The sequence below is a fragment of the Priestia sp. ABM2_011 genome (genome assembly GCF_056158845.1).
The window spans coordinates 707,852-730,322 of the sequence record NZ_JBSWUB010000001.1 but is presented as its reverse complement, the minus strand read 5'-3'; the positions used below and the strand labels follow the sequence as shown (position 1 = coordinate 730,322).

At 38.6% G+C, this 22,471-nt stretch carries 20 protein-coding genes, 1 pseudogene and 1 other annotated feature; of the genes and pseudogenes, 8 read left to right on the top strand and 13 right to left on the bottom strand.

Going from position 1 to position 22,471, the window contains the following annotated elements; all coding sequences use genetic code 11:
- Positions 1–27: 27 nt before the first annotated feature.
- Together ACXAE4_RS03930 and sppA are read right to left on the bottom strand one after the other, a co-directional pair.
- Complete coding sequence (locus ACXAE4_RS03930; RefSeq protein WP_028411800.1) at positions 28–531, bottom strand: RDD family protein; 504 nt, start codon at positions 529–531, stop codon at positions 28–30.
- A 10-nt stretch (positions 532–541) separates the two neighbouring features.
- Positions 542–1,552, bottom strand: coding sequence for a signal peptide peptidase SppA (gene sppA / locus ACXAE4_RS03925; protein ID WP_028411801.1), 1,011 nt, complete (start codon positions 1,550–1,552; stop codon positions 542–544).
- 149 nt (positions 1,553–1,701) lie between these two features.
- On the opposite strand from sppA, the gene ACXAE4_RS03920 reads away from it, so the two are divergent.
- Complete coding sequence (locus ACXAE4_RS03920) at positions 1,702–2,502, top strand: NAD kinase (RefSeq protein ID WP_014458018.1); 801 nt, start codon at positions 1,702–1,704, stop codon at positions 2,500–2,502.
- 23 nt (positions 2,503–2,525) lie between these two features.
- Here the strand turns inward: ACXAE4_RS03920 and ACXAE4_RS03915 are convergent, their stop codons facing one another.
- From ACXAE4_RS03915 to ACXAE4_RS03900, 4 genes are all read right to left on the bottom strand, one after another.
- Positions 2,526–4,118, bottom strand: a complete 1,593-nt coding sequence (locus tag ACXAE4_RS03915) for an amidohydrolase (RefSeq protein WP_289578508.1) — start codon at positions 4,116–4,118, stop codon at positions 2,526–2,528.
- A gap of 123 nt (positions 4,119–4,241) precedes the next feature.
- Positions 4,242–4,430, bottom strand: a complete 189-nt coding sequence (locus tag ACXAE4_RS03910) for an alpha/beta-type small acid-soluble spore protein (RefSeq protein WP_013059477.1) — start codon at positions 4,428–4,430, stop codon at positions 4,242–4,244.
- Between the two features lie 88 nt (positions 4,431–4,518).
- On the bottom strand, positions 4,519–5,730 hold the full coding sequence (thiI, locus tag ACXAE4_RS03905; RefSeq protein ID WP_014458016.1) for a tRNA uracil 4-sulfurtransferase ThiI: 1,212 nt from the start codon (positions 5,728–5,730) through the stop codon (positions 4,519–4,521).
- 6 nt (positions 5,731–5,736) lie between these two features.
- Positions 5,737–6,879, bottom strand: a complete 1,143-nt coding sequence (locus ACXAE4_RS03900; RefSeq protein WP_098112326.1) for a cysteine desulfurase family protein — start codon at positions 6,877–6,879, stop codon at positions 5,737–5,739.
- 222 nt (positions 6,880–7,101) lie between these two features.
- Between ACXAE4_RS03900 and brnQ the strand changes: the two genes are divergently transcribed.
- Positions 7,102–8,457: a branched-chain amino acid transport system II carrier protein gene (gene brnQ / locus ACXAE4_RS03895; RefSeq protein WP_014458014.1), complete on the top strand. Its 1,356-nt coding sequence runs from the start codon at positions 7,102–7,104 to the stop codon at positions 8,455–8,457.
- Between the two features lie 30 nt (positions 8,458–8,487).
- On the opposite strand, the gene ezrA is transcribed toward brnQ, so the two are convergent.
- Positions 8,488–10,179 carry a septation ring formation regulator EzrA gene (gene ezrA / locus ACXAE4_RS03890; protein ID WP_013059480.1) on the bottom strand — a complete coding sequence of 564 codons (1,692 nt, stop codon included), beginning with the start codon at positions 10,177–10,179 and terminating at the stop codon, positions 8,488–8,490.
- Between the two features lie 213 nt (positions 10,180–10,392).
- Between ezrA and hisJ the strand changes: the two genes are divergently transcribed.
- Positions 10,393–11,187 (top strand): histidinol-phosphatase HisJ, encoded by a 795-nt coding sequence (gene hisJ / locus ACXAE4_RS03885; RefSeq protein WP_014458013.1) that lies wholly within the window; start codon positions 10,393–10,395, stop codon positions 11,185–11,187.
- Here hisJ and refZ read toward each other — a convergent pair.
- Entirely contained in the window at positions 11,179–11,826 is a 648-nt protein-coding gene (gene refZ / locus ACXAE4_RS03880) for a forespore capture DNA-binding protein RefZ (RefSeq protein ID WP_014458012.1), read from the bottom strand. The genes hisJ and refZ overlap by 9 nt on opposite strands.
- Positions 11,827–12,043: 217 nt before the next feature.
- On the opposite strand from refZ, the gene ACXAE4_RS03875 reads away from it, so the two are divergent.
- Positions 12,044–12,523, top strand: a complete 480-nt coding sequence (locus ACXAE4_RS03875) for a GAF domain-containing protein (protein ID WP_014458011.1) — start codon at positions 12,044–12,046, stop codon at positions 12,521–12,523.
- A 415-nt stretch (positions 12,524–12,938) separates the two neighbouring features.
- Positions 12,939–13,541, top strand: coding sequence for a 30S ribosomal protein S4 (rpsD, locus tag ACXAE4_RS03870; protein WP_013059485.1), 603 nt, complete (start codon positions 12,939–12,941; stop codon positions 13,539–13,541).
- Positions 13,542–13,615: 74 nt separating this feature from the next.
- On the opposite strand, the gene tyrS is transcribed toward rpsD, so the two are convergent.
- Together tyrS and acsA are read right to left on the bottom strand one after the other, a co-directional pair.
- Positions 13,616–14,875: a tyrosine--tRNA ligase gene (gene tyrS / locus ACXAE4_RS03865; protein WP_221814382.1), complete on the bottom strand. Its 1,260-nt coding sequence runs from the start codon at positions 14,873–14,875 to the stop codon at positions 13,616–13,618.
- 73 nt (positions 14,876–14,948) lie between these two features.
- Positions 14,949–15,159, bottom strand: a binding site (T-box leader).
- Between the two features lie 139 nt (positions 15,160–15,298).
- Positions 15,299–17,014 (bottom strand): acetate--CoA ligase, encoded by a 1,716-nt coding sequence (gene acsA, locus ACXAE4_RS03860; protein ID WP_047931062.1) that lies wholly within the window; start codon positions 17,012–17,014, stop codon positions 15,299–15,301.
- Positions 17,015–17,299: 285 nt separating this feature from the next.
- On the opposite strand from acsA, the gene ACXAE4_RS03855 reads away from it, so the two are divergent.
- From ACXAE4_RS03855 to ACXAE4_RS03845, 3 genes are read left to right on the top strand one after another with little or no spacing between them, the layout of a single operon-like run.
- Positions 17,300–17,932, top strand: coding sequence for an N-acetyltransferase (locus tag ACXAE4_RS03855; RefSeq protein ID WP_216143472.1), 633 nt, complete (start codon positions 17,300–17,302; stop codon positions 17,930–17,932).
- A 30-nt stretch (positions 17,933–17,962) separates the two neighbouring features.
- Positions 17,963–18,604, top strand: a complete 642-nt coding sequence (locus tag ACXAE4_RS03850) for an acetoin utilization AcuB family protein (RefSeq protein ID WP_221814383.1) — start codon at positions 17,963–17,965, stop codon at positions 18,602–18,604.
- Positions 18,604–19,767 (top strand): acetoin utilization protein AcuC, encoded by a 1,164-nt coding sequence (locus ACXAE4_RS03845; RefSeq protein WP_045291229.1) that lies wholly within the window; start codon positions 18,604–18,606, stop codon positions 19,765–19,767. Before ACXAE4_RS03850 ends, ACXAE4_RS03845 begins: the two co-directional genes overlap by 1 nt.
- 39 nt (positions 19,768–19,806) lie before the next feature.
- Here the strand turns inward: ACXAE4_RS03845 and motS are convergent.
- From motS to ccpA, 3 genes and pseudogenes are all read right to left on the bottom strand, one after another.
- A pseudogene (motS, locus tag ACXAE4_RS03840) lies at positions 19,807–20,478 on the bottom strand (flagellar motor protein MotS); the annotation flags it as partial.
- Positions 20,444–21,247, bottom strand: a complete 804-nt coding sequence (gene motP / locus ACXAE4_RS03835; protein WP_033579602.1) for a flagellar motor protein MotP — start codon at positions 21,245–21,247, stop codon at positions 20,444–20,446. The gene motP and the pseudogene motS, both read right to left, overlap by 35 nt.
- A 53-nt stretch (positions 21,248–21,300) precedes the next feature.
- Positions 21,301–22,299 carry a catabolite control protein A gene (gene ccpA / locus ACXAE4_RS03830; protein WP_071270284.1) on the bottom strand — a complete coding sequence of 333 codons (999 nt, stop codon included), beginning with the start codon at positions 22,297–22,299 and terminating at the stop codon, positions 21,301–21,303.
- Positions 22,300–22,471: the final 172 nt, after the last annotated feature.

Here is a 22,471-nt window from a genome sequence, read left to right as displayed (position 1 = left end):
AAATACTTTTGCCCCAGCCTCTTTTTATTATCTGCTTATTGTACCTTCATGTATGACAGTTGTATCTGCGTAGTAATCATGCGCTCCCTGCTTCTTAGGTAAAAACGCAACTAATAAATAGCCAAGTAAAAAAACCGTTTTAGAAATATAACGTCCAACTCCTTCACGAAACAGCACAACAGGCCAAGTTAAGGTGGAGTCTTTCAGCGATACTACTTTAAGCCCAAACACCATCTTTCCAAGCGTTTGTCCAAAATACTTGGTCATTAAAACAAAATAACCATAAAAGATAATTACCGTCACAATCGTATAGGGAGAAAAAAATCCATCCCCTTGAGGAATATCTGCTAAATGGAAAATGGGTTTGATCAGCAGGGAGTTCAAGCTAGCTACTACAGCTAGATCCAAAAGATATGCCCAAAAGCGCATCCAAAAGCCTGCATAATGGAATTCACTACCTATTGGAGCACTTACCGCTGGCTCATGTTTTATAGTGTCGTTTGATTCGGTTGAATGAGATTGATTTTCCATGTTCCCACCTCTATTCTGCATATAAATACATCAAGCGCGGAGAGCTTGGCTGCGCAAATGTTTTTAACATTGCGGTAACTTGTTCATCTCCACCAATTACTTTTTGCATGCTCATTGAAAGCCAAGAAGGCAGTCCGAATCCTTGATTGTATTGAATTACTTGTGCACCTTTTAACTTGTAATCTTTCTCCATTCCTTTTACCGTATCTTCAAAATAGCCTAGTTGATCGACCAGCTTCAGCTCTTTAGCCTGACGTCCATCGTACACTCGTCCATCTGCAATAGAACGCACTTTTTCTTTAGAAAGGTGACGTCCTTCAGAGATAACATTGACGAAACCATCATACGAGTTGTCTACAAGTGTTTGCATAATTTCTTTTTCTTCTCCGGTCATTTCTCTTGTTGGAGACATAATATCTTTATGAGCCCCGCTTTTAATAACAACAGATTCTACTCCTAGTTTATCTGCCAGCTTGCCATAGTTAACGCTTTGCATAATTACACCTAGTGAACCTGTTAAAGTGTCAGGGATTGCATAGATTTTAGTAGCAGCTGTTGAAATGTAATAGCCTCCTGAAGCAGCCATTGATCCCATTGAAATATACACTGGCTTTTTCGTGTCTTTCTTCAGCTCTTCAATTTTTTTATGTATTTCAGCACTTTCAACGACGCCCCCGCCCGGTGAATTCACCTTAATAATGACTCCTTTAACTGCCTTATCATTTTTTGCAGCCTCTAGCTGCTTTAAAAATGCTTGGTGGTTATAACCATTTTGAGACATAAGCGGAGAGGAACCGCTTCCTGTATCTTGAATCGTTCCATTGACCTCTAGTACTGCAATTTTCTTAGCTGCATTCCCTTTTTCGATAACTGTTTCTGATAGTTCACTGTCGTCTCCTCCAAATATGCCTGCCAGACCGTCATCTTTTTCTTCTTTGACTGAAAAACCAACATTAACAATCGCAGAAAAAATGAATAAGCAGGCCGCAATTAAAAGAGCAATCCACCTTTTTTTGTTCATGAAAATCCTCCTTTTTAGGTGTCAGAATTAAAAGATTATTCTTTTAATTCTTAAAGCAATAATGCTATAATTATTGTAACAAACTTTTTTTAAAAAGTTTACTTTATCGCTAATATTTTACATATCAGACAAACAAGGGGGAACTATCTATGCCAAATCGTCGCAACGTTTATTTCTTTCATCCAAAAAACCAGGAATCAAAGGCGCTCGTAAGTCCACTTATTGAACTTGCAAAACAATATGACTTTCAAGTAGTAGACCATTTCGACAGCGCTAACATCATTGTAAGTATTGGCGGTGACGGAGCTTTCTTGCAGGCTGTCCGTCAATCTGGCTTTCGAGATGACTGCTTATATGCTGGTGTCACAACTTCAGATCAACTAAGCTTTTACTGCGATTTTCATATCGATGAAACGGATAAAATGATTGAAGCTATTACGACAGAAAATATAGAAGTACGTCGATTTCCCGTTTTACAAACTCAAATTGATCAAGGAACTTCTTTTTATTGCTTAAATGAATGTTCTATTCGATCAGGTGTTATAAAAACACTCAGTCTAGATGTTTTTATTAATGAAAATCACTTTGAAACATTCCGCGGGGATGGGATGATTATTTCAACACCAACAGGCAGTACGGCTTATAATAAATCGGTAAGTGGAGCCGTAGTTGATCCGTTAATTCCTTGTATGCAAGTCAGCGAATTGGCATCGTTAAACAATAATAATTATCGTACATTAGGATCTTCATTCATCCTAAGCGCTGAGCATACGCTCACTTTAAAACTATCCAATGACAACAACCACAGTCCAATTATTGGAATAGATAACGAAGCATTAAATGCACGTCAAGTTGATCAAGTTCAAATACGTTTAAGCGACCGTCAAATTAAAACGGTTAAGCTAAAAGATAACTCTTTCTGGCAACGAGTTAAGCGTACATTTCTATAACAAAAAGCGCCCAAGGGCGCTTTTTATTTTTGATATACAATTTTTCCATTAATAGCAGTCATCTGCACCTGTACCCCTGGAATATCATCTGCAGATATCTCAAACAGATCTTTTTCTAATACGGTAAAATCGGCCACATATCCCTTCTGAACATATCCTTTTTTATGCTCTTGATGAATGGCCTGCGCGCTTCCTAAAGTAAACAGCTGAACAGCTTCAAATACTGTGAGTCGCTCAGAAGGTATGTAAACGACCGAGCTATTTGGAGAAGTTTTTCTAGAAACCGCTGCATGGATCGTTAACATGGGATTGATAGGTTCAATAGGTGCATCCGATCCGCCTGCACACATAACCCCTTCGTCCAATAACGTTTTCCAAGCATAGCAATAATCCAAATGCTCTTCTCCGATTTTTTCAATGACCCATGGAAAATCACTGGCTAAAAACCGAGGCTGAATATCTAGCACAACCGGGAGCTTTTTTACACGATCAACTAAATCTTTTCGTAGAATTTGCGCATGGATGATACGATCTCTTTGCCCTGTTTGAGGAGGATATTGTTCGATGCTTTCCACTACGTATTGAAACGCTAAATCCCCAATCGCATGAATTGCAACGGTCATGCCCAATTCTCTCGCTTTCCTCACTAGCTGCTTTAATTCATCTAGTGATTGAATAGCTACACCTCTTGTAGAAGGGTCGCTTTTGTAGGGAAAGCTTAAAAGCGCAGATTGACTGCCGAGCGAACCATCAGCAAAAATCTTCATTGGCCCTATTTCAATAAAATCGGATGTGTCTTTCTTTTCTTCACAGTATGTATACATATCATCTACAGCTTCATGATGAACAAGTAAATGAGCACGAAACAGCTGCTTTTCTTTATGAATAACGTCTTGGAATGCTTGATATGTACGCAAAAAGCCTCCATAATAATTTAAATCTTCCGTATGTCCACCCGTTAATCCGTGATGAACACAATCTTTAATGGCTACTGAAAGCGCTTGTCGAATGTATGCTTCTGATACTTTAGGAATATGAGCCGTTACTAATTCTTGCGCTTGATCAGCAAAAAAACCGGTAGGATTTCCAGCTTCATCCCTCTGGATAATACCTCCTTCCGGGTCACGTGTTTCAGCTGTAATCCCGGCTATTTTAAGAGCAGTCCCGTTTACTACTAATCCGTGACGACAGACTCGCTTCAACATAATAGGATGTTCAGTTGACAGCTGATCAAGATCTTGATACTGAATCAAAGAGGAATCTTCCCACTGATTTTCATCCCACCCTTCTCCAATTACCCATTCTCCTTTTGGCGTACTCTCTACTTTTTTCCGAACGAGCCTTAACACCTCTTCCCGAGAAGTAGCTTGAGACAAATCAAGCCGAAGAAGCTTTTCACCGTGACCAATTAAGTGAAGGTGGCTATCGACAAAGCCCGGATACATTGGGTGTCCTTTGAGGTGTACTTCTTTGTCAATCTCAGCACCCCATTTGATTCTTAGATCTTCTTCTGCGCCTATATCTTCAATGAATCCTTTTTCAACATATACGCTTTCTACATGCTCACCTTCTTTTAGCATCGTATATATTTTGCCGCCGTAAAATAAAGTCCCCATCGCCAACATCTCCTTTACTTTATAAAGCTTGATCTTGTCTCTATTATACGTGACAAAACAAACAAGACAAAAGAGTGAGGTTTCCCCCACTCTTTTTAGCCATCATTATTTAATTAATATGACTTATTTACCACCAAGTTGTTGCTCAGCCATTTGAACTAAGCGTTTAGTGATTTCTCCACCAACAGATCCGTTAGCGCGAGCTGTTGCTTCTGGTCCAAGATTTACACCGAATTCAGAAGCGATTTCGTATTTCATTTGGTCGATAGCAGCTGCTGAACCAGGAGCTACTAATTTGTTTGTGTTTGCCATGTGTTTTCACCTCCTTGTTGAATATAGATTGTGTCAAAACACATGGCATCATACATTATTTTTTTGGTAATTTTATGAAATTTTACTTTTAAAACAAATCTTCTACGCTGTCTGCGGTATTTGTAGCCGAAGAAGCTGTCATCTCAAGCGTTTCTACATTATTTACCGCTTCTTGAATTAATGTTTCAAAATCATAAAATTGTTCGTATCGATTTATTTTTTCACGCTTTGGCTTAGTTTTTGGTGAGCTTGGCGTAAAAATTGTACAGCAGTCTTCATACGGACGATTCGAAATTTCATGTGTGTCAATTTTACGGGCAATTTCCACAATCTCCGTTTTATCCATTGTCACAAGCGGACGCAAAATTGGCGTATTCGTCACTTCATTAATCGCATACATGCTCTCAACCGTTTGACTAGCTACTTGCCCTAAGCTGTCGCCAGTTACGATAGCTAACGATTCATTTTTTTCACGAATAAGGTCCGTAATTCGAAGCATCATACGGCGTGTAGAGGTCATGGTATAATTCTCTGGAATTTGCTTTTGAATCGCTTGCTGTACAGCTGTAAACGGTACAATGTGAAGCTTTACTTTTTCGTGATAAGCCGTTAATTTTTGCGTTAAATCAATTACTTTTTGCTTAGAACGTTCACTTGTAAAAGGCGGACTATAAAAATGAACCGCTTCTATTTCTAAACCGCGCTTCATAGCTAAGTATCCTGCAACCGGGCTGTCGATTCCTCCAGAAAGCATGAGCATCGCTTTTCCACTCGTACCAACTGGAAGACCCCCTGCTCCGCGATAATCAAAACATGTAATATACGTTGCTTCACTTCTCACTTCTACTCGTACATTTACGCTTGGCTCTTTTACGTTTACCTGTAGATGCTCTGTATTTCGTAGAATATGACTTCCTACTGCATAATTTAATTCGTTTGTATCAAGAGGAAATTGTTTGTACGCTCTTCGAGTAGATACTTTGAACGTTTTTCCTTCTATATCAAATTCTTTCATTGCTTCTAGCGCTGCTTCTTGAATGGCTTCAAGTTCATTTTCAACTTTTAATGCTAAACTAAAACTTTGAATACCAAAGATTTGCTGAAGACGTTCAATGATAGGCTCGTGATTTTCACCATTTAAGTGAATATACATGCGGTCTCTTGTGTATTTTACGTGAATGTTTTGGAATGCACTAAGAGCCGTTACAATATTTTTTCTTAGCTGCGCAACAAATTTTTTTCTATTTTGTCCTTTAGTGGAGATTTCTCCGTATCGAATTAAAATATGGTTATATATCATAGTTATTTACCTCATTACTTTCTTTAGATCTTCAATTACTGTGAAAATAGCATTTATAATGGGCGTTACTTCATTATAGTCATTTAATCCTGACAAGCTCAAACGAATGGACTGATCGGCTTCTTCGTAATTTTTACCGATAGCTAAAAGCGTTTTACTTGGCTTTTTTCGTTTTGATGAGCAGGCAGATGTAGTTGATACAAACACTCCTTTTTCTTCAAGAGCGTGAACAAAAACCTCACCTTTAATACCTTGCGCTGTAAAATTTATAATATGGGGAGCTGAATGCTCATTCGGCGTATTAATCGTGATTCTTTCGTGAGCAGAAAGTTTGTCCATCAGTTCTGCTTTTATTTTCTGCATTTTTTGCTGATTCTGAGCTGCATGTTCAAGTGTTAAACGAAGTGCTTTAGCAAATGCTACGATTCCCGGAACATTTTCCGTGCCTGATCGATGCTGCATTTCCTGAGAGCCTCCGCTAAGCAACGGATGAAGCTGAACTCCATTTCGTTTATATAAAATCCCCGTTCCTTTTAAGCCGTGAATTTTGTGTCCTGATAATGTGCATAAATCAATTTTATGATTTGCTAAAGAAAGCGGAACTTTTCCAATCCCCTGCACATGATCGACATGAAAAAGCACCTTCGAATAGTTCGTAAGCATCTGTCCAATTTCTTCAATTGGCTGAATGGTGCCAATTTCATTATTTACATGCATAACGGATACTAAAATGGTTTCATCCGTAATAGCTGATTCAATAGCCGCAGGTGACACAAATCCATTTGAATCTACCGGAACATACGTCACATGAAACCCTAGTGCTTCTAACTGCTTAAATGGTTCATGAACAGAATCATGTTCAATATTTGTCGTAATAATATGCTGACCTCGGCTTTTATATTGCATCGCTACGCCTTTAATAGCTAAATTATTCCCTTCCGTTCCTCCTGATGTAAAGATAATTTCATTTGACGATACGTGCAGCAATTCTGCTACTTGCTCACGTGAACGGCTCAACAAATTCTCCGCCTGTACGCCAAATTGATGGAGGGACGATGGATTGCCATAATAAGTTGTAGCTACTTTGGTAAAAGATTGTATGACTTCATTATAGGGTTTTGTTGTAGCGCTATTATCTAAATAAATCAAGGATGCGCGCCCCCTTCTTCATTTTTTCGGAACAACGTATTATCATACCACACCTTGGTATTTTTTTAAATTAGGCGTTCCTTTTATTATTAATAAACTATTTAGATTTTTTCAAAAAAACCTATATATGATTCCATAAATGTGGTAGTATGTATCACGTACTTTTAGTTTTTAAAAAGTCAGAAAATTTAATCATCAACATAAGAAACACTAGGAGGCATTATGAAAACCAAAGCACTCACTAACAAAGAAATACTTGCCATCGGTCTTATGCTGTTTGCTCTCTTTTTCGGAGCGGGAAATATGATTTTCCCTCCTTTGCTCGGACAGCAAGCCGGAACACACACTTGGAGTTCCATTATCGGTTTTCTCATTACAGGTGTAGGACTTCCGCTTATGGGGATAATCGCTGTTTCTAAAAGTAATGGAAACTTTACCGAAGTAGCTAAAAAAGTTCACCCTATTTTCGGGATTTCTTTTACTATATTGCTTTACTTAGCAATTGGCCCTTTTTTTGGTATACCCAGAACGGATACGGTAGCGTTTGAAATCGGTGTGACCCCATTTTTATCAGAAAATGCGGTTGCAAGCAAGATTCCTTTAATGGTCTATACGGTTATTTTCTTTGGCCTAACACTTTATTTATCATTGAATCCAACTAAAATTGTTGATCGCATAGGAAAAATTCTAACTCCTTTACTGCTCGCAGTATTAGCTCTTTTAGCTATCAAAAGTTTAATGACACCTATGGGTTCTTTTCAAGAACCTCACGCCAAATATATAGCCTCTCCATTTACGGGCGGCTTTATTGATGGATATTTGACAATGGATACAATTGCAGCTCTCGTATTTGGCATCGTTGTTATCAACAGTATTAAGGAAAAAGGCGTAACGGACGAACGAACACTTGCTTCGGTATGTATCAAAGCCGGGTTGATTGCTGCTGCTGGGTTAGCTATCGTTTATCTTTCTCTCGCGTATGTCGGCGCTTCAAGCGTAGAAGCAATTGGTATGAAAGAAAATGGAGGAGCTATTTTAACAGCTGTAGCTACAACATTATTCGGTTCGTTTGGCACCATTATTTTAGGACTCGCTATTACATTTGCTTGTCTAACGACAGCCATCGGATTAACTTCTGCTTGCGCACGATTTTTCACGCAGCTGGTGCCAAGCATGTCATATAAAACATTTGTCGTCATTTTAATGCTGTTTAGTGCTGTTATTTCAAATGTAGGGCTTACTCAATTAATTTCTATTTCCATACCTATTTTGACCTTTGTATACCCTATTGCCATTACGCTAATTGCTTTATCATTAATTGAAAGAGCCATTTCGTTTGGTCGAGAAGTATATGTGACAGCCGTAATCATTAGCTCGATTCTGAGCATTTTTGACGGGTTAAAAGCAGCAGGAATTATCCTAACAAGCATAGACAATTTTTTCAAAAACTATTTGCCGCTTTATAGCCAAGGCCTTGGCTGGCTTATTCCAACAGTTGCTGCTGCCTTCATAGGCTATATTATTAGTATTGCAAGAGGTACACATCACACAGATAGTATACAAAGAAAAGCGTCATAAAAAAGCTCGTGTCCTTTGGACACGAGCTTTTTAACTCTGTGAAGATACAATACGCTGTATACGATCCAGCGCACCAGGATCTACTTGCTCAATAGCTGCAGATGCCTGTTTTAATGCTTCTTTGTATTCGTAATGACGAAACGCTTCTTCTGCTTCTTCTAAAGACTGTGCAATCGAGTGATGAGTACTTCTATAACGGTTACCGTATTGAATCACTCTTTCAACGAGTCGCGCCTCTTCTAACATTGCCTCTGTTTCATCAAATGTATCCTGGACAAAACCAACAGCATCTTCAAGTAAAGATTGAACAGCTTGAATATTAAGCGGTTTTTCTTTCAGCTTAGCGGTTACTTCATTTAAGATATGAACCGTTTTTTCAAGCTGCACTTTGTATTCTTCAGGAACACCGGGAAGGTTGCTTTTTTGAATAAGGCGTCTTGCTTCAATCAACTGAGATTTCAGTTCTTCTATTTTGTCCTTAGCCGAGAGCTCATCTTTGCGAAGAGCTTGTAGCATATCGCTATAGGATTCCTGAGATTCTTTTAATTGGTTAAGCTGTTTGGAAACGTCTTCGAGTTCTTCTTGGATCACACTGTAGGCTAAATTGTGCTCCGCCACCTTGTCCGAAATATTATAGTACAAGTTAGTCAATCGTTTTAGTTCGCGGTCCATTTTATAATATACGTCTAAATCGCGCTCTTTAAAATGATAGCTTTGCTGTACAAATAGCGTTTCTTCACGAAGTTCACGGTTTCGTTCTTGAAGCATACGAAGGAAGTTAGATACCGTATGAGATTCACGGTTCATTTTATGATAGGAGAAAACCTCATGCTCAAGTGAGTCATATAACTGCTCTAAGCGTTCGTTCACATCATCTAGTTTTGTAATCGCTTCTTCCACATATAATTCTTCAATATCTGCAATAATTTCAGCAGTTTCTTGTTTTAAAAGCTCTACCGTTTCTTCTACTTGCAGATGATCTAACACATATCCCTGCTCACTCATTTCGCGGAACCCGTCAAGCAGTTCATTGAACTGAACAGGAAGAGTGGTCTGACACTCAACTAACACTTTTGGAATTTGTTCTAAATACGAATCAATAGCTGTTAAATCAGTTTTTAATTGAAGAACAATCTCACGTGCTTGAAGATAGTTTCCGTTAATCGTCTCTTCCTCGTATTTTTTAAACTGCTCTTTAGATGTATTAATTGCGTATTCTAACGTTTTTTCAGCATTTCCATAGGAATACCGATGTGCGAGCAATTTTTTCTTCACGTGGCGGTGAAGCTGATTTAATTCCTCAATATCATATCGATTATCTTGTTCGCTACCAATTAAATTTTGAAGTTCAGTAAGTATGTTTTCAATATCTATCTTGGTTTGTTCTAAGGCTTGATCAATATGTATAGATAACTGCTTCGCTTTTTTAAACCGGTACTTATCTGCTGCTTCTTCCGTTTCAAACAGTTCTTTATCAATTTTCGGGAGATTAGTTGATATAATTTCATCCCACTGCTCACGCCAACGTTCAAATAGCTCTTCAGTTTGACCTGTCATGTTCAATTCTTTTACTTTTGAAATTTCCTCTGCAACTGGCGTATTTGCTAATTCGACTTTGATCGTTTCCAGGCGATCAATTTCTTGATAAATCTTTTTACGTGAAAACATTCCGTACACAACTAATCCGATAATAAGTATGATTAGTGCTATAATGAATTCCATACTAAGCCCCCTTACAGTGCGTTCTACATGACAAGTTTCTTATTTATAAAAAGGGTGAATTTAATCCTTTAAATTTTTTTGCGTCAATGTTTTTATGATACCATGTAAAGTCCAACTTTTGAGCAAAAAATTAAATTTTTTTATACAAAATATTGGCATGGAGTCACTTTGTGTCGTTACAATGGAAAAAGAAGAAAAAAGGAGGCATTTTTTATGAAAGTTGACAAACATATTCATACTCCATTTTGCCCACACGGTTCACCTGATTCATTGCAACAATATGTTGAACAGGCGATTTCCCTGAACTTTGGCGAGATTTCGTTTACAGAGCATGCTCCATTACCAAAAAGCTTCAGTGATCCGACGCCTGATCGCGACAGCGGAATGGATCCTGACAAACTTGATCGCTACATTCAAAACGTACAGCAAGTTAAAAAAGAATTTGAGCGCGATATTCGTATCAATGTCGGATTGGAAGTTGACTTTATTGAAGGATTTGAACAAGAAACAACAGATTTCTTAAACGAGTATGGTCCTTGTCTCGATGACAGCATCCTTTCTGTCCATTTCTTAAAACATGAAGAAGGATATGACTGCCTAGATTTTAGCGCTGACGTATTTGCACATATTGTACAGAAGTTTGGCAGCGTAAGCAAAGTATATGATAAGTATTACAACACGGTATTACGCTCTGTACAGGCCAATTTAGGCGTTTATAAGCCTAAGCGCATTGGTCATATGACACTCATACATAAATTTCAAGCTCAATTTCCATATGAAGACACACTTTCCCCTATTATTTTATCAATACTCGATGAAATAAAAATGAAAGATCTGGCTTTGGATTATAATGGTGCAGGATTGTTTAAGCCTTTGTGCAAGGAAGCGTATCCAGCTCCCTTTGTCGTAAAAGCAGCCCAACAGAAAAAAATCCCTCTCGTATATGGGTCAGACGCCCACTGTGCGAAGGATTTAGGCCAAGGCTATAGAGAGCTTCATTTAAGATAATTGAACGCGAAGTTTGTTTGTCCGTTCATATGGCAAACATACCGTTGTGTGCACCCATCGCTCAAGCTCAATCGCATATTGCTGAACAAAATACGGTTCGTGAGGCAATATATGAAGAACTTCACTTAGGTACTGAGGATGAAGATAAGGCATAGACAGCATGCCCTTAAGCTCAATGATTGTAAAGGAAACGTGCAGCTTTCGAAACTCCTTTTCTTTCATCCCTCTTTCAAGGATTGTTTTTAAGTAGTATTTTTCCTTGGTTAAATACGTAGTCATAACTTCTCGAATTAAAATCGTGTCAAGAGAGATTTCTCTATATACGAGCCGGGCAATATGCCTATTTTCGTGCTGGTAATGTAAGATAGCTCGAATCATTACGATCATACTTTCTGTTGAAGACAGCTTTTTCATTTCTTGAAATGCTTGCTCCAACACCCCAATATAACCTTCAAAATAAGAAATCACTAAACTTTCAAGCAATCCTTCTTTGCTATGAAAATAATATGAAATATTCGCTACGTTCACTTTCGCTTTTCCTGCAATCTCGCGCACCGACGTACCATCAAAACCTTTTACGTTAAAAAGAGAAACGGCCGCATCAATAATTTTCTCTTTCGTTTTTGACTGTACAGCCATCTATCTACACCTCATTTCGATTTATTTTTACAAAACACATATGATTGCAAAATTGTGTAGAAATCGTTACAGTATTTAAAAAGGATTTTAGTAGCCTCTCTACATAATTCGTGATAGGCTTTTTAGTTCCTGTAATCTTTTATCGACAAAGTAGCGTTAAAACTGACGTTTCCTGATAAAAATTCATTAAATCTTATGTTGAATGGAGGAGAATACATTGTTTAATGTCGAAAACTACAGCGGCTCAAAACAAAAGGATTATGAATTAGTAATTAAGCAATTACGCGCCTTATTAGAAGGAGAAAGCAATACGATTGCTAATCTAGCAAATGCTTCAGCTTTGCTAAATCAATTTTTAAATGAAGTAAACTGGGTAGGTTTTTATTTAATGGAAGACGGGGAGTTAGTGCTTGGACCTTTCCAGGGACTGCCGGCTTGCGTTCGTATTCCACTTGGAAAAGGCGTATGCGGTACAGCAGCTCAAAATCAAAAAACAGAGCGAATTGAAGATGTTCACGCCTTCCCTGGCCACATTGCATGTGATGCCGCTTCTCAATCTGAAATCGTTGTACCAATTGTAAAAGACGGTCAGCTTTTAGGTGTTCTTGATATTGACAGTCCAATCAAAAATCGCTTTGATGAAATCGATCAACAGTATCTTGAAGAATTCGTCAAAGAACTCACTTCTTTTCTTTAAATATGAATAAGCAAAAAAACCGCTGCAAATCAGCGGTTTTTGCTTATTAAACAAACGTTTGATTAGCCATCACCACCGTTTTCTTACGTTCTTTCTTCTCTTTTCATACTTCAAATGAATATATCCTTTCTTTTACAATCTTTTAATCTTCAATCTTCCTTGACTTTATACGAGGAAACACCTATAATACTCGTTGTGTGAAATATTGCAGCTTATACAATCTTCTTTATGTTTTTTCATTTTGTTCCTCATTAAAAGGTTGTTTTACAGAAGTAGCAATTCTTTTAAAAAGATGGTGTATCGTGTAACTCTCTGCTGCTAGAGCGATGGTACATGAAAACAAAATGAGCATATCGCTAGAATGTGTCTGTTTTTGTTTTGCATAAAATAAAAACACAAACAAGGAGGAGTCATCATGGCTCGTTATACAGGTCCAAGTTGGAAAATCTCTCGTCGCTTAGGTCTTTCTCTAAGTGGTACAGGTAAAGAATTAGAAAAACGCCCTTACGCTCCAGGTCCACACGGCCCAGGTCAACGTAAGAAAATTTCTGAGTACGGTTTACAATTACAAGAAAAGCAAAAATTACGCCACATGTATGGTGTAACTGAGCGTCAATTCCGTAACTTATTCGTTGCTGCTGGTAAATTAACTGGTAAGCACGGTGAGAACTTCATGATTCTTTTAGAAGCTCGTCTTGATAACTTAGTATACCGTATGGGTCTTGCACGCACTCGTCGTCAAGCTCGTCAATTAGTTAACCACGGTCACGTTTTAGTTGACGGTAAACGCGTTGACATCCCATCTTACCGTGTACAACCTGGTCAAGTGATCGGTGTTCGCGAAAAATCTCGCAACCTTTCAATCGTGAAAGAAGCGCTTGAAGTTAACAACTTCGTACCAGACTACTTAACAGTAGACGCTGAGAAATTAGAAGGTACATTCACTCGCTTACCTGAGCGTTCTGAATTATCTGCTGAAATCAACGAAGCACTAATCGTAGAGTTCTACTCTCGTTAATAGTAAAAAGCCGTTCCTTATGGAGCGGCTTTTTTACTGTCTTTATATAAAAAAAAGGCCTTTCGGCCTTTTTTTTATGCGTATTGAATAAGCGTATATTTTTTCTTGCCTCGACGAATTACTGTGAATTGACCTTCAATACGGTCTTCTGCACCTACTGTTTTTTGCAAATCTTGCTCACGCTCACCGTTTAAGTAAATCGCACCGTTTGAAATATCTTCACGTGCTTGACGTTTAGAAGGAGAGATTTTACTTTCTACAAGTAAATCGATTAAACCAATACCTTCACCTGTATGCGTGTAAGAAGGAACATCCTTGAATCCTTGCTTAATTTCTTCTGCTGTTAACTCTGAAATACTTCCGCTAAATAAAGCTTGCGAAATACGAATAGCTTGCTCAAGAGCTTCTTCACCGTGTACAAGCGTAGTCATTGCTGCCGCTAGTGCTTTTTGTGCTTCGCGTTTTTCAGGAGCTTCTTTTGCAGACTCTGCTAATTCATTAATTTCTTCGTGTGATAAGAATGTAAAGTATTTTAAATATTTTATAACATCACGATCATCTGTATTAATCCAGAACTGGTAGAATTCATACGGACTTGTTTTTTCAGCGTCTAACCAAATTGCTCCGCCTTCTGTTTTACCGAACTTCGTACCGTCTGCTTTTGTTACAAGCGGAACTGTTAATCCAAATGCTTTTGCATCTTCTTCTGATTTACGAATTAATTCTAAGCCAGCTGTAATATTTCCCCATTGGTCGCTGCCGCCAATTTGAAGCTTACAGTTATACGTTTGGTATAAGTTTAAGAAATCATATGATTGTAAAATCATATAGCTGAATTCCGTAAATGAGATGCCTGATTCGATACGAGATTGAACAGAATCCTTTGCCATCATATAGTTAATACCAAAGTTTTTACCGATATCTCGTAGGAATGTAATAACATCCAACGTGCCAATCCAGTCATAGTTATTCGCAATAACTGCTGCATTTTCACCTTCTTCAAAATCTAAGAAACGTGAAAGCTGACCTTTTATACGCTCACTAAACATGGCAACCGTTTCTTTTTCGTTTAACGTACGCTCTGCTTTTTTACCGCTTGGATCTCCAATAAGACCCGTACCTCCACCAACTAATGCAATCGGTTGGTGTCCAGCTTGTTGAAAGCGACGCAAAATTAAAACAGGAAGCATGTGGCCGATGTGAAGACTGTCGGCTGTCGGATCGAATCCGCAGTACAAACGAACAGACTCTTTACTCAAAAGTTCACTTAAACCTTTTTCATCCGTTTGTTGGTTAATGAGCCCTCGAAACTCAAGATCTTGTAAAATATCCATGTTATATTCTCTCCTTTATCTAATTGCTCGTTACAATTTGTTGAACAACATAAAAAACGCCCCTTCTTAAAAAAGAAGGGACGAAAATATCGCGGTACCACCCTATTTGGAAATAAATTATTTCCCACTTAAATGATGTAACGGTCTACCCGTCTTTTGCTACTGTAAGTTCACAAAAGATGCTCAAGGACGTATTTCATATTTGTCTATGTACTGATTTTCAGCAACCATCAGCTCTCTTAAACAGGGAGACAAGTATTACTTCTTCCTATCACTGCAGTTTATTTTATTTAAAAGTTTACACCCCACAATTATGAAGGATTTCATTTTAAAATTCAAGTCCAAAAAAAAGTTCAAACAGCTGGCTGTTTGAACTTTATAAAAATCATTTATTTTCCCTACAAAGATTGAAACGTTTACTCCTTAGTCTTCCATCGTTGACAAATCGCCCGTTGGCAAATCTAATTCCCACGCTTTTAAAACGCGGCGCATAATTTTACCACTTCGTGTTTTAGGTAGCTTATCTTTAAACTCGATTTCACGCGGAGCTGCATGAGCAGCTAACCCTTTTTTCACAAATTGACGAATATCTTCAATCAGTTCATCTGAAGATTCATACCCATCTCTAAGTGCGATAAATGCTTTAATAATTTCCCCGCGCACAGGATCAGGCTTACCAATGACACCCGCTTCTGCTACAGCTGGGTGTTCAACAAGCTTACTTTCTACTTCAAATGGACCCACACGTTCTCCTGCCGTCATAATAACGTCATCGATTCGGCCTTGGAACCAAAAATAACCTTCTTCATCCATATACGCCGAATCACCTGATACGTACCAATCACCTGGCATAAAATATGACTCATACTTTTCTTTGTTGTTCCAAATCGTATGCATCATAGATGGCCAGCCTTTTTTAATTGCTAAGTTCCCCATTCGATAAGGTGGAAGCTCTTGTCCTTGATCGTCAACGATTGCTGCTTGTACACCCGGAATAGGTTTTCCCATAGATCCTGGTTTAATTTTCATAGACGGATAATTACAAATCGTCTGACCGCCAGTTTCAGTCATCCACCACGTGTCATGAATACGTTTTTGGAAAACCTTCATTCCCCAGCGTACCACTTCAGGATTTAATGGTTCTCCCACGCTTAATACATGTCTGAGGTTGCTTAAATCATAGCGTTTAACTAAGTCATCACCAGCACCCATTAGCATACGAAATGCTGTAGGTGCACTGTACCACACCGTTACGCCAAAATCTTCAAGTGCTTGATACCATGCATCTGGACTAAAGCGTCCTCCTACAATCACATTTGTTGCTCCAGCAAGCCAAGGACCAAAAATTCCGTAGGAAGTTCCCGTTACCCAACCCGGATCTGCTGTACACCAATACACATCGTCATCTTTTAAGTCGAGCACCCACTTTGCAGTTTGATAGTGCTGAAGCATTGCGTTGTGAACATGAAGTACGCCTTTCGGTTTGCCAGTTGAACCAGATGTATAATGAAGCAGCATGCCATCTGTTCTATCTACCCACTCAATTTCCACCTCTTTATTCGCCGCTTCTAGTCGCTTCAGAAAATCTAGTTGAATGCCTTCTTCTTCTACATTTTCCCCTACAAGCAAAATGTGTTTTAAAGCTGGCAAATCTTTCACAGGAACGCGGCTCAGCAATTCAGGCGTTGTAATTAACACTTTTGCATCACTGTCTTGCAAACGATCTTTTACTGCACCTTCCATGAACGCTTCAAACAAAGGCCCAACAATAGCGCCAAGCTTCACCGCGCCTAACAATGCAAAATAAAGTTCCGGAGAGCGAGGCATAAAGATAAACACGCGATCTCCCTTCTCTACGTCTGCTTGTTTTAGCACGTTTGCGGCTTTGTTTGACCATTCTTTCATTTCTTTGAATGTATATTTTTCATTGCGCTGCGCATCTCGATAATAAAGCGCAACTTTATTTTTACGCGTAGAGTTTGCGTGCTTATCAATTGCTTCATAAGCTGCATTTAATTTACCTGTTTCATGCCATGAAAATTCCTTCTCCACTTGTGACCAGTCAAAGGTTTGATACGTTTTATCGTAGTCCTGTAAGTTGTATACCCCTTCAATTACAGGAAGCGCTTCCACCTTCATCACAAACTCCCCCTTATGTATAAAATTTACAAACCTATTATATAACAAAAATAGACTTTTCACAATTTTATAAAAATTATTTGTCGGAATTAGGATAATAGTCTCCCTTGTTATATGACAACCTTTTTTTATATAAGTGTCGAATTAACAAGAATCTCTTTTAATTTTCTATTCTATGTTTTTAAAAAAACTCCTTTTCTTTTATTTAATTTTTTGAAAACGCTTTAATCTAGCGTTTTTTTTGTATTATAATACAGATAAGACTGCTTGAAGGTGGTGATTCATGTGAAACATTCCCAAACATACAATATGAAAGAACTAAAAACAGCTGTTGGAACAATTGTTATTGAAGGACCTGTTTCCTCACAGACCTTGCAACAACTTGATTTTCATGAGCAACTAACGGCCTTTCGTCCACCTGAACAGCAAAAAGAAGCATTGATCGAGATTGCCAACTTGCCTGAAGGTAGAATCATTATTGCTCGCCATCATCATACAATCATTGGTTACGTAACCTTCTTATATCCCGATCCTCTAGAACGATGGTCGGAAGGAAATATGGAGAATTTAATCGAATTAGGAGCTATAGAGGTAGCTGCTCCATTTCGCAGCTACGCTGTTGGTAAAAACTTGCTTATCGTATCTATGATGGATGATGCAATGGAAGATTATATTGTCATTACGACAGAATACTACTGGCATTGGGATTTAAAAGGAACAGGGCTAAATGTGTGGGATTATCGCAAAATTATGGAGAAAATGATGAATAAAGGCGGACTGACGTGGTTTGCTACAGATGATCCGGAAATTAGCTCCCACCCTGCTAATTGTTTGATGGTAAGAATCGGGAGCAGAGTCCCTCAAGAAAGCATGCAAGAATTTGATAGCCTGCGCTTTCGAAATCGCTTTATGTATTAAGCTGACCTTTAAGAAAAGGAGCCGTGTCTGATGATTGTTGAAGAAATGATGAAAACCGATCTCGTTACCTTAACCCCCGACCATACGATTGCTGAAGCTATAAAACTTTTAGATACACATAAGATTAGACATATTCCTATCGTTAATGATCTTCATCATGTAGTTGGCATCATTTCTGACCGAGACGTAAGAGATGCAAGTCCATCTATTTTAGCTAATACTTATACATCTGCTCTTCTATCCGAACCCGTGCGGATAATTATGCAAACAGAAGTCATTACAGCTCACCCTCTTGATTTTGTTGAAGAAATTGCAAGTATTTTTTATGAACATCAAATCGGTTGTATTCCCGTCACAAAAAACAAGCGGTTAGTAGGCGTTGTTACCGAAAGAGATCTATTACATACGTTTATTCAGCTTACCGGCACCAATAAACCAGGTTCACAAATTGAAATAAAAGTAGAAAATAAGGCTGGCGTACTCGCTGAAGTTACATCCCTCTTTGGTTCAAAGAGAACAAACATCTTAAGCGTACTTGTCTACCCTGATGTAGATGAACGATATAAAATCCTTGTATTTCGCATTCAAGCTATCAATCCATTGATTAGTATAAATACATTAAAAGAAAACGGCTATGAGGTGCTATGGCCTAAATTACCGGAGATGACGTAATGACTAGTAATGCTGTATTTATTTATTCAGATGATATTCTTTCGTACAAATTCAGCAATAATCATCCGTTTAACCAGCTTCGTGTTCAACTAACATATGAACTGTTACGGGAATTTGGGGCTTTAACCAATCAAGATATTGTATTACCGCGGATGGCATCTGATGAAGAACTTCAGCTTGTCCATGATACTAGCTATATTCAAGCGGTAAAATTAGCAGGAAGCGGGGAGCTTTCTGTTGAAAAAGCAGCAGATTTTGGTCTTGGAACAGAAGACACACCTATGTTTCCCAACATGCATGAAGCCAGTGCATTTTTAGTTGGGGGTACACTTACTGCTGTAGATTATGTGATGACTGGAAAAGCTAAGCATGCTCTAAATTTAGGAGGAGGATTGCACCACGGCTTTCGAGGAAAAGCTTCAGGCTTCTGTATTTATAACGATAGCGCGGTAGCCATCAAATATATGCAGCAAAAGTACAACGCGCGCGTTCTCTATGTCGATACAGATGCTCACCACGGTGACGGCGTTCAATGGACATTTTATGACGACCCTTCCGTTTGTACTCTTTCCATTCATGAAACGGGACGCTACTTGTTTCCAGGCACGGGAAACGTTAACGAACGCGGGCATAGTGAAGGCTATGGTTATTCATTTAATGTGCCTGTTGATGCTTATACCGAAGATGAGTCTTGGCTCGACGTTTATAAAACCTCTTTAAAAGAAGTAGCTGCTTTTTTTAAACCAGATGTTATCTTAACACAAAATGGAGCAGATTCTCATTATTACGATCCGCTCACTCATTTATGCGGCACCACGAAAATATACCGTGAAATTCCTAAAATTGCTCATGAAATTGCTCATGAATACTGTCAGGGAAGATGGATTGCGGTTGGCGGAGGAGGTTATGATATTTGGCGGGTTGTTCCTCGGGCTTGGTCATTCATTTGGCTTGAAATGATTGAACGAAAGGCAGAAGGCATGCTTCCTCTGTCATGGCTTGAAAAATGGACAAAAGTATCGCCTCATCCCGTTTGCACGCTGTGGGATGATGAACCGAATATCTATCAGCCAATTCCAAGAAAGCCAGAAATAACAGAAAAAAACGCTCAAACTCTTGAGCGCGCTCTTTATCCTATTCGTTCTCATACATCTCATTCTTAAAAAAAGGCTATACAAGCGTATGGCCTTTTTCACTGTGCTTCGGGATTCTGAAATAATAATTTCGACGCGTCTATTTTTTTGTAGATTATCATTAGACGTGTTCGGAACAAGCGGCTTTGTATCTCCGTATCCAAGTGCTTCAAAGCGGTTAGCAGAAAGAGAAAAATGGTTCGTTAAATAACGTATGACACCGCTAGCACGCGCTGCTGATAGCTCCCAATTAGATGGATAACGATAGGTATGAATGGGTCGATTGTCGGTATGACCTTCTACTTTAATATCATTTGGAATAGTACTGAATAACCTTCCTAATTCATCTAGAAAAGGAGTACCTTTTTTCAAAATGTCTGCTTGTCCTGTTTCAAACAGCACCTGTTCTTGTAAAATAAGCACCACTCCGCGTTCATCTCGCTTAGCAGTAATGACGTGCTGAAGCTTATTTTCCTTCAGGTAACCCTGCACTTTCGCTAAAATGTTATCCAGCTTTTGAGACTGCTGGCTCTTTTCCACAGAAGCTAATGAGCCACCGCTTGTAAGCGAGTTGACAAAGGTTTGAAACTTTTGATTATCAACGCTAGACATTGAAAATAATAAAATAAAAAAAACTAATATTAACGTCACCAAATCAGCAAATGTTACCATCCATTTTGGTGACTGTGCCGAATACCTTTTTCTTCTACGCTTCACGAACGTGCTCTCTCTTTTCTTCAAGCTTTCGTTTTTCAACAGGGGCAAATACTTTTAACTTTGCTTGCACAAAGCGAGAATTTTGCCCCGCCTGCAAACCAATAACACCTTCGATAATTACTTCTTTAACAAAAAGCTCATGCTCCGTTTTACCAGCTAATTTAGCTGCAATTGGCTGAAAAAACAAGTTTGAAAGCAGCGCCCCATAGAAAGTCGTTAAAAGAGCAATTGCCATGTTAGGGCCAAGCGATGAAGGGGTATTAAGGCTTTTTAGCATTAGCACTAGTCCAACGAGCGTCCCAATCATTCCCCAAGCAGGGGCATAATCTCCTGCTTTTTCAAACATACTTCGACCTCTCGTATGTCTTTCTTCTACTGCAGCTATTTCTGCTTCAAGCAGCTCTCGAATCATTTCCGGTTCTACTCCATCAATGGCTAGCAAAATACCTTTTTTCACAAATGAATCATCGATTTGTTCAAGCTCTGCCTCTAACGATAGAAGTCCTTCTCGACGTGCTTTTTCCGATAAATGTACAAATGTTCCTACAATTTCTTCTACGTTTATTTCTTTCGATTGAAACGCTTGTTTCCCTACTCTTCCCATATTTTTTAATTGCTTTAACGGAAAGCTCACGCACAGCGTACCAAAAACGCCTCCCAGTACAATTAAAATCGATGGCACATCAATAAAAGCTAAAAAACCGCTCATTCCTCCACTTGAAATAACCCCAAACACAACCATAGAGATACCAATTAGTATCCCTATAGGTGTGAGCATATCAATTTTTTTCATATTCTATCTCCCCGTGTCTGAACTTTGGATTCGTTCTTATTCATTCACAGGTATTATTTTGTTGATTGTCTGAACTCGATGCGGTGAGGAAGCTGTACGATGCTGCTGTCTACCGTTTCTTTGTTCATGTATTTCGTTAAGAGACGCATCGCTACTGCACCAATATCATACATTGGCTGTACGACAGATGTTAACTGAGGACGAACCATTGTTGAAAGTCTTGTGTTATCAAAACCGATAACTTCTAGATCGTTTGGTACATTCAACCCGCGATCTTGTGCCCCGTGAATAACGCCTAATGCCATTTCATCCGTTCCAACGAAAATAGCAGTTGGCTTTTCAGTTTCTTCTAATAGTTTTTCAACCGCTTCAATACCAGAATCGTACGTGTAGTCTCCTTCTACAATATAAGAATCACGTACAGGCAATCCGCTTTCAGTAAGAGCACGTTTATATCCTTTTACTTTTTTTGCATGATTGATTGGTTCTTCTAGCGTACCTGAAACGAATGCAATATTTTTATGACCGCTGTCAATTAGTGATTGCACTGCATCAAAAGCTGCTTGTTCATAATCAATAGTGACGGATGGGATTTGGTTAGTTGATTCGATTGATGCTGCAAGTACAACTGGAACCGGTGATTTTTTTAACTCTTCTACGTGTTCTTCCGTTACATTCCCACTCATGAAGATGATTCCGTCTACTTGTTTACCAAGCATGTTATTTAAAAGGTGAAGTTCTTTATCTTGATTTTGGTCGGAGTTACTTAAGATAATATTATACTTGTACATTGTTGCAATATCTTCGATTCCACGCGCTAACTCTGCATAGAAAATATTTGAAATATCAGGAATGATAACTCCTACTGTCGTTGTTTTTTTACTTGCTAATCCACGCGCTACTGCGTTCGGACGATAGCCTAGTCTTTCAATTGTTTCTAATACTTTTTTTCTAGTTGATGGTTTTACATTTGGATTTCCGTTTACCACACGAGAAACCGTTGCCATCGACACGCTTGCTTCCCTTGCTACATCATAAATTGTTACGTTCACAACAAACACTCCTTATCGAAAAACATTTCGTTTATTTTATCCTTATTTCATTTCTTGTATTTACGTATATAAATCCATCTTCCTTTATAGAATGGCTATTTCTAGCTCCTTCACTCTTACATACAGCTTAGATACCCTGTATGCATCTAAATCATTCCTGTTATGCCCTTAT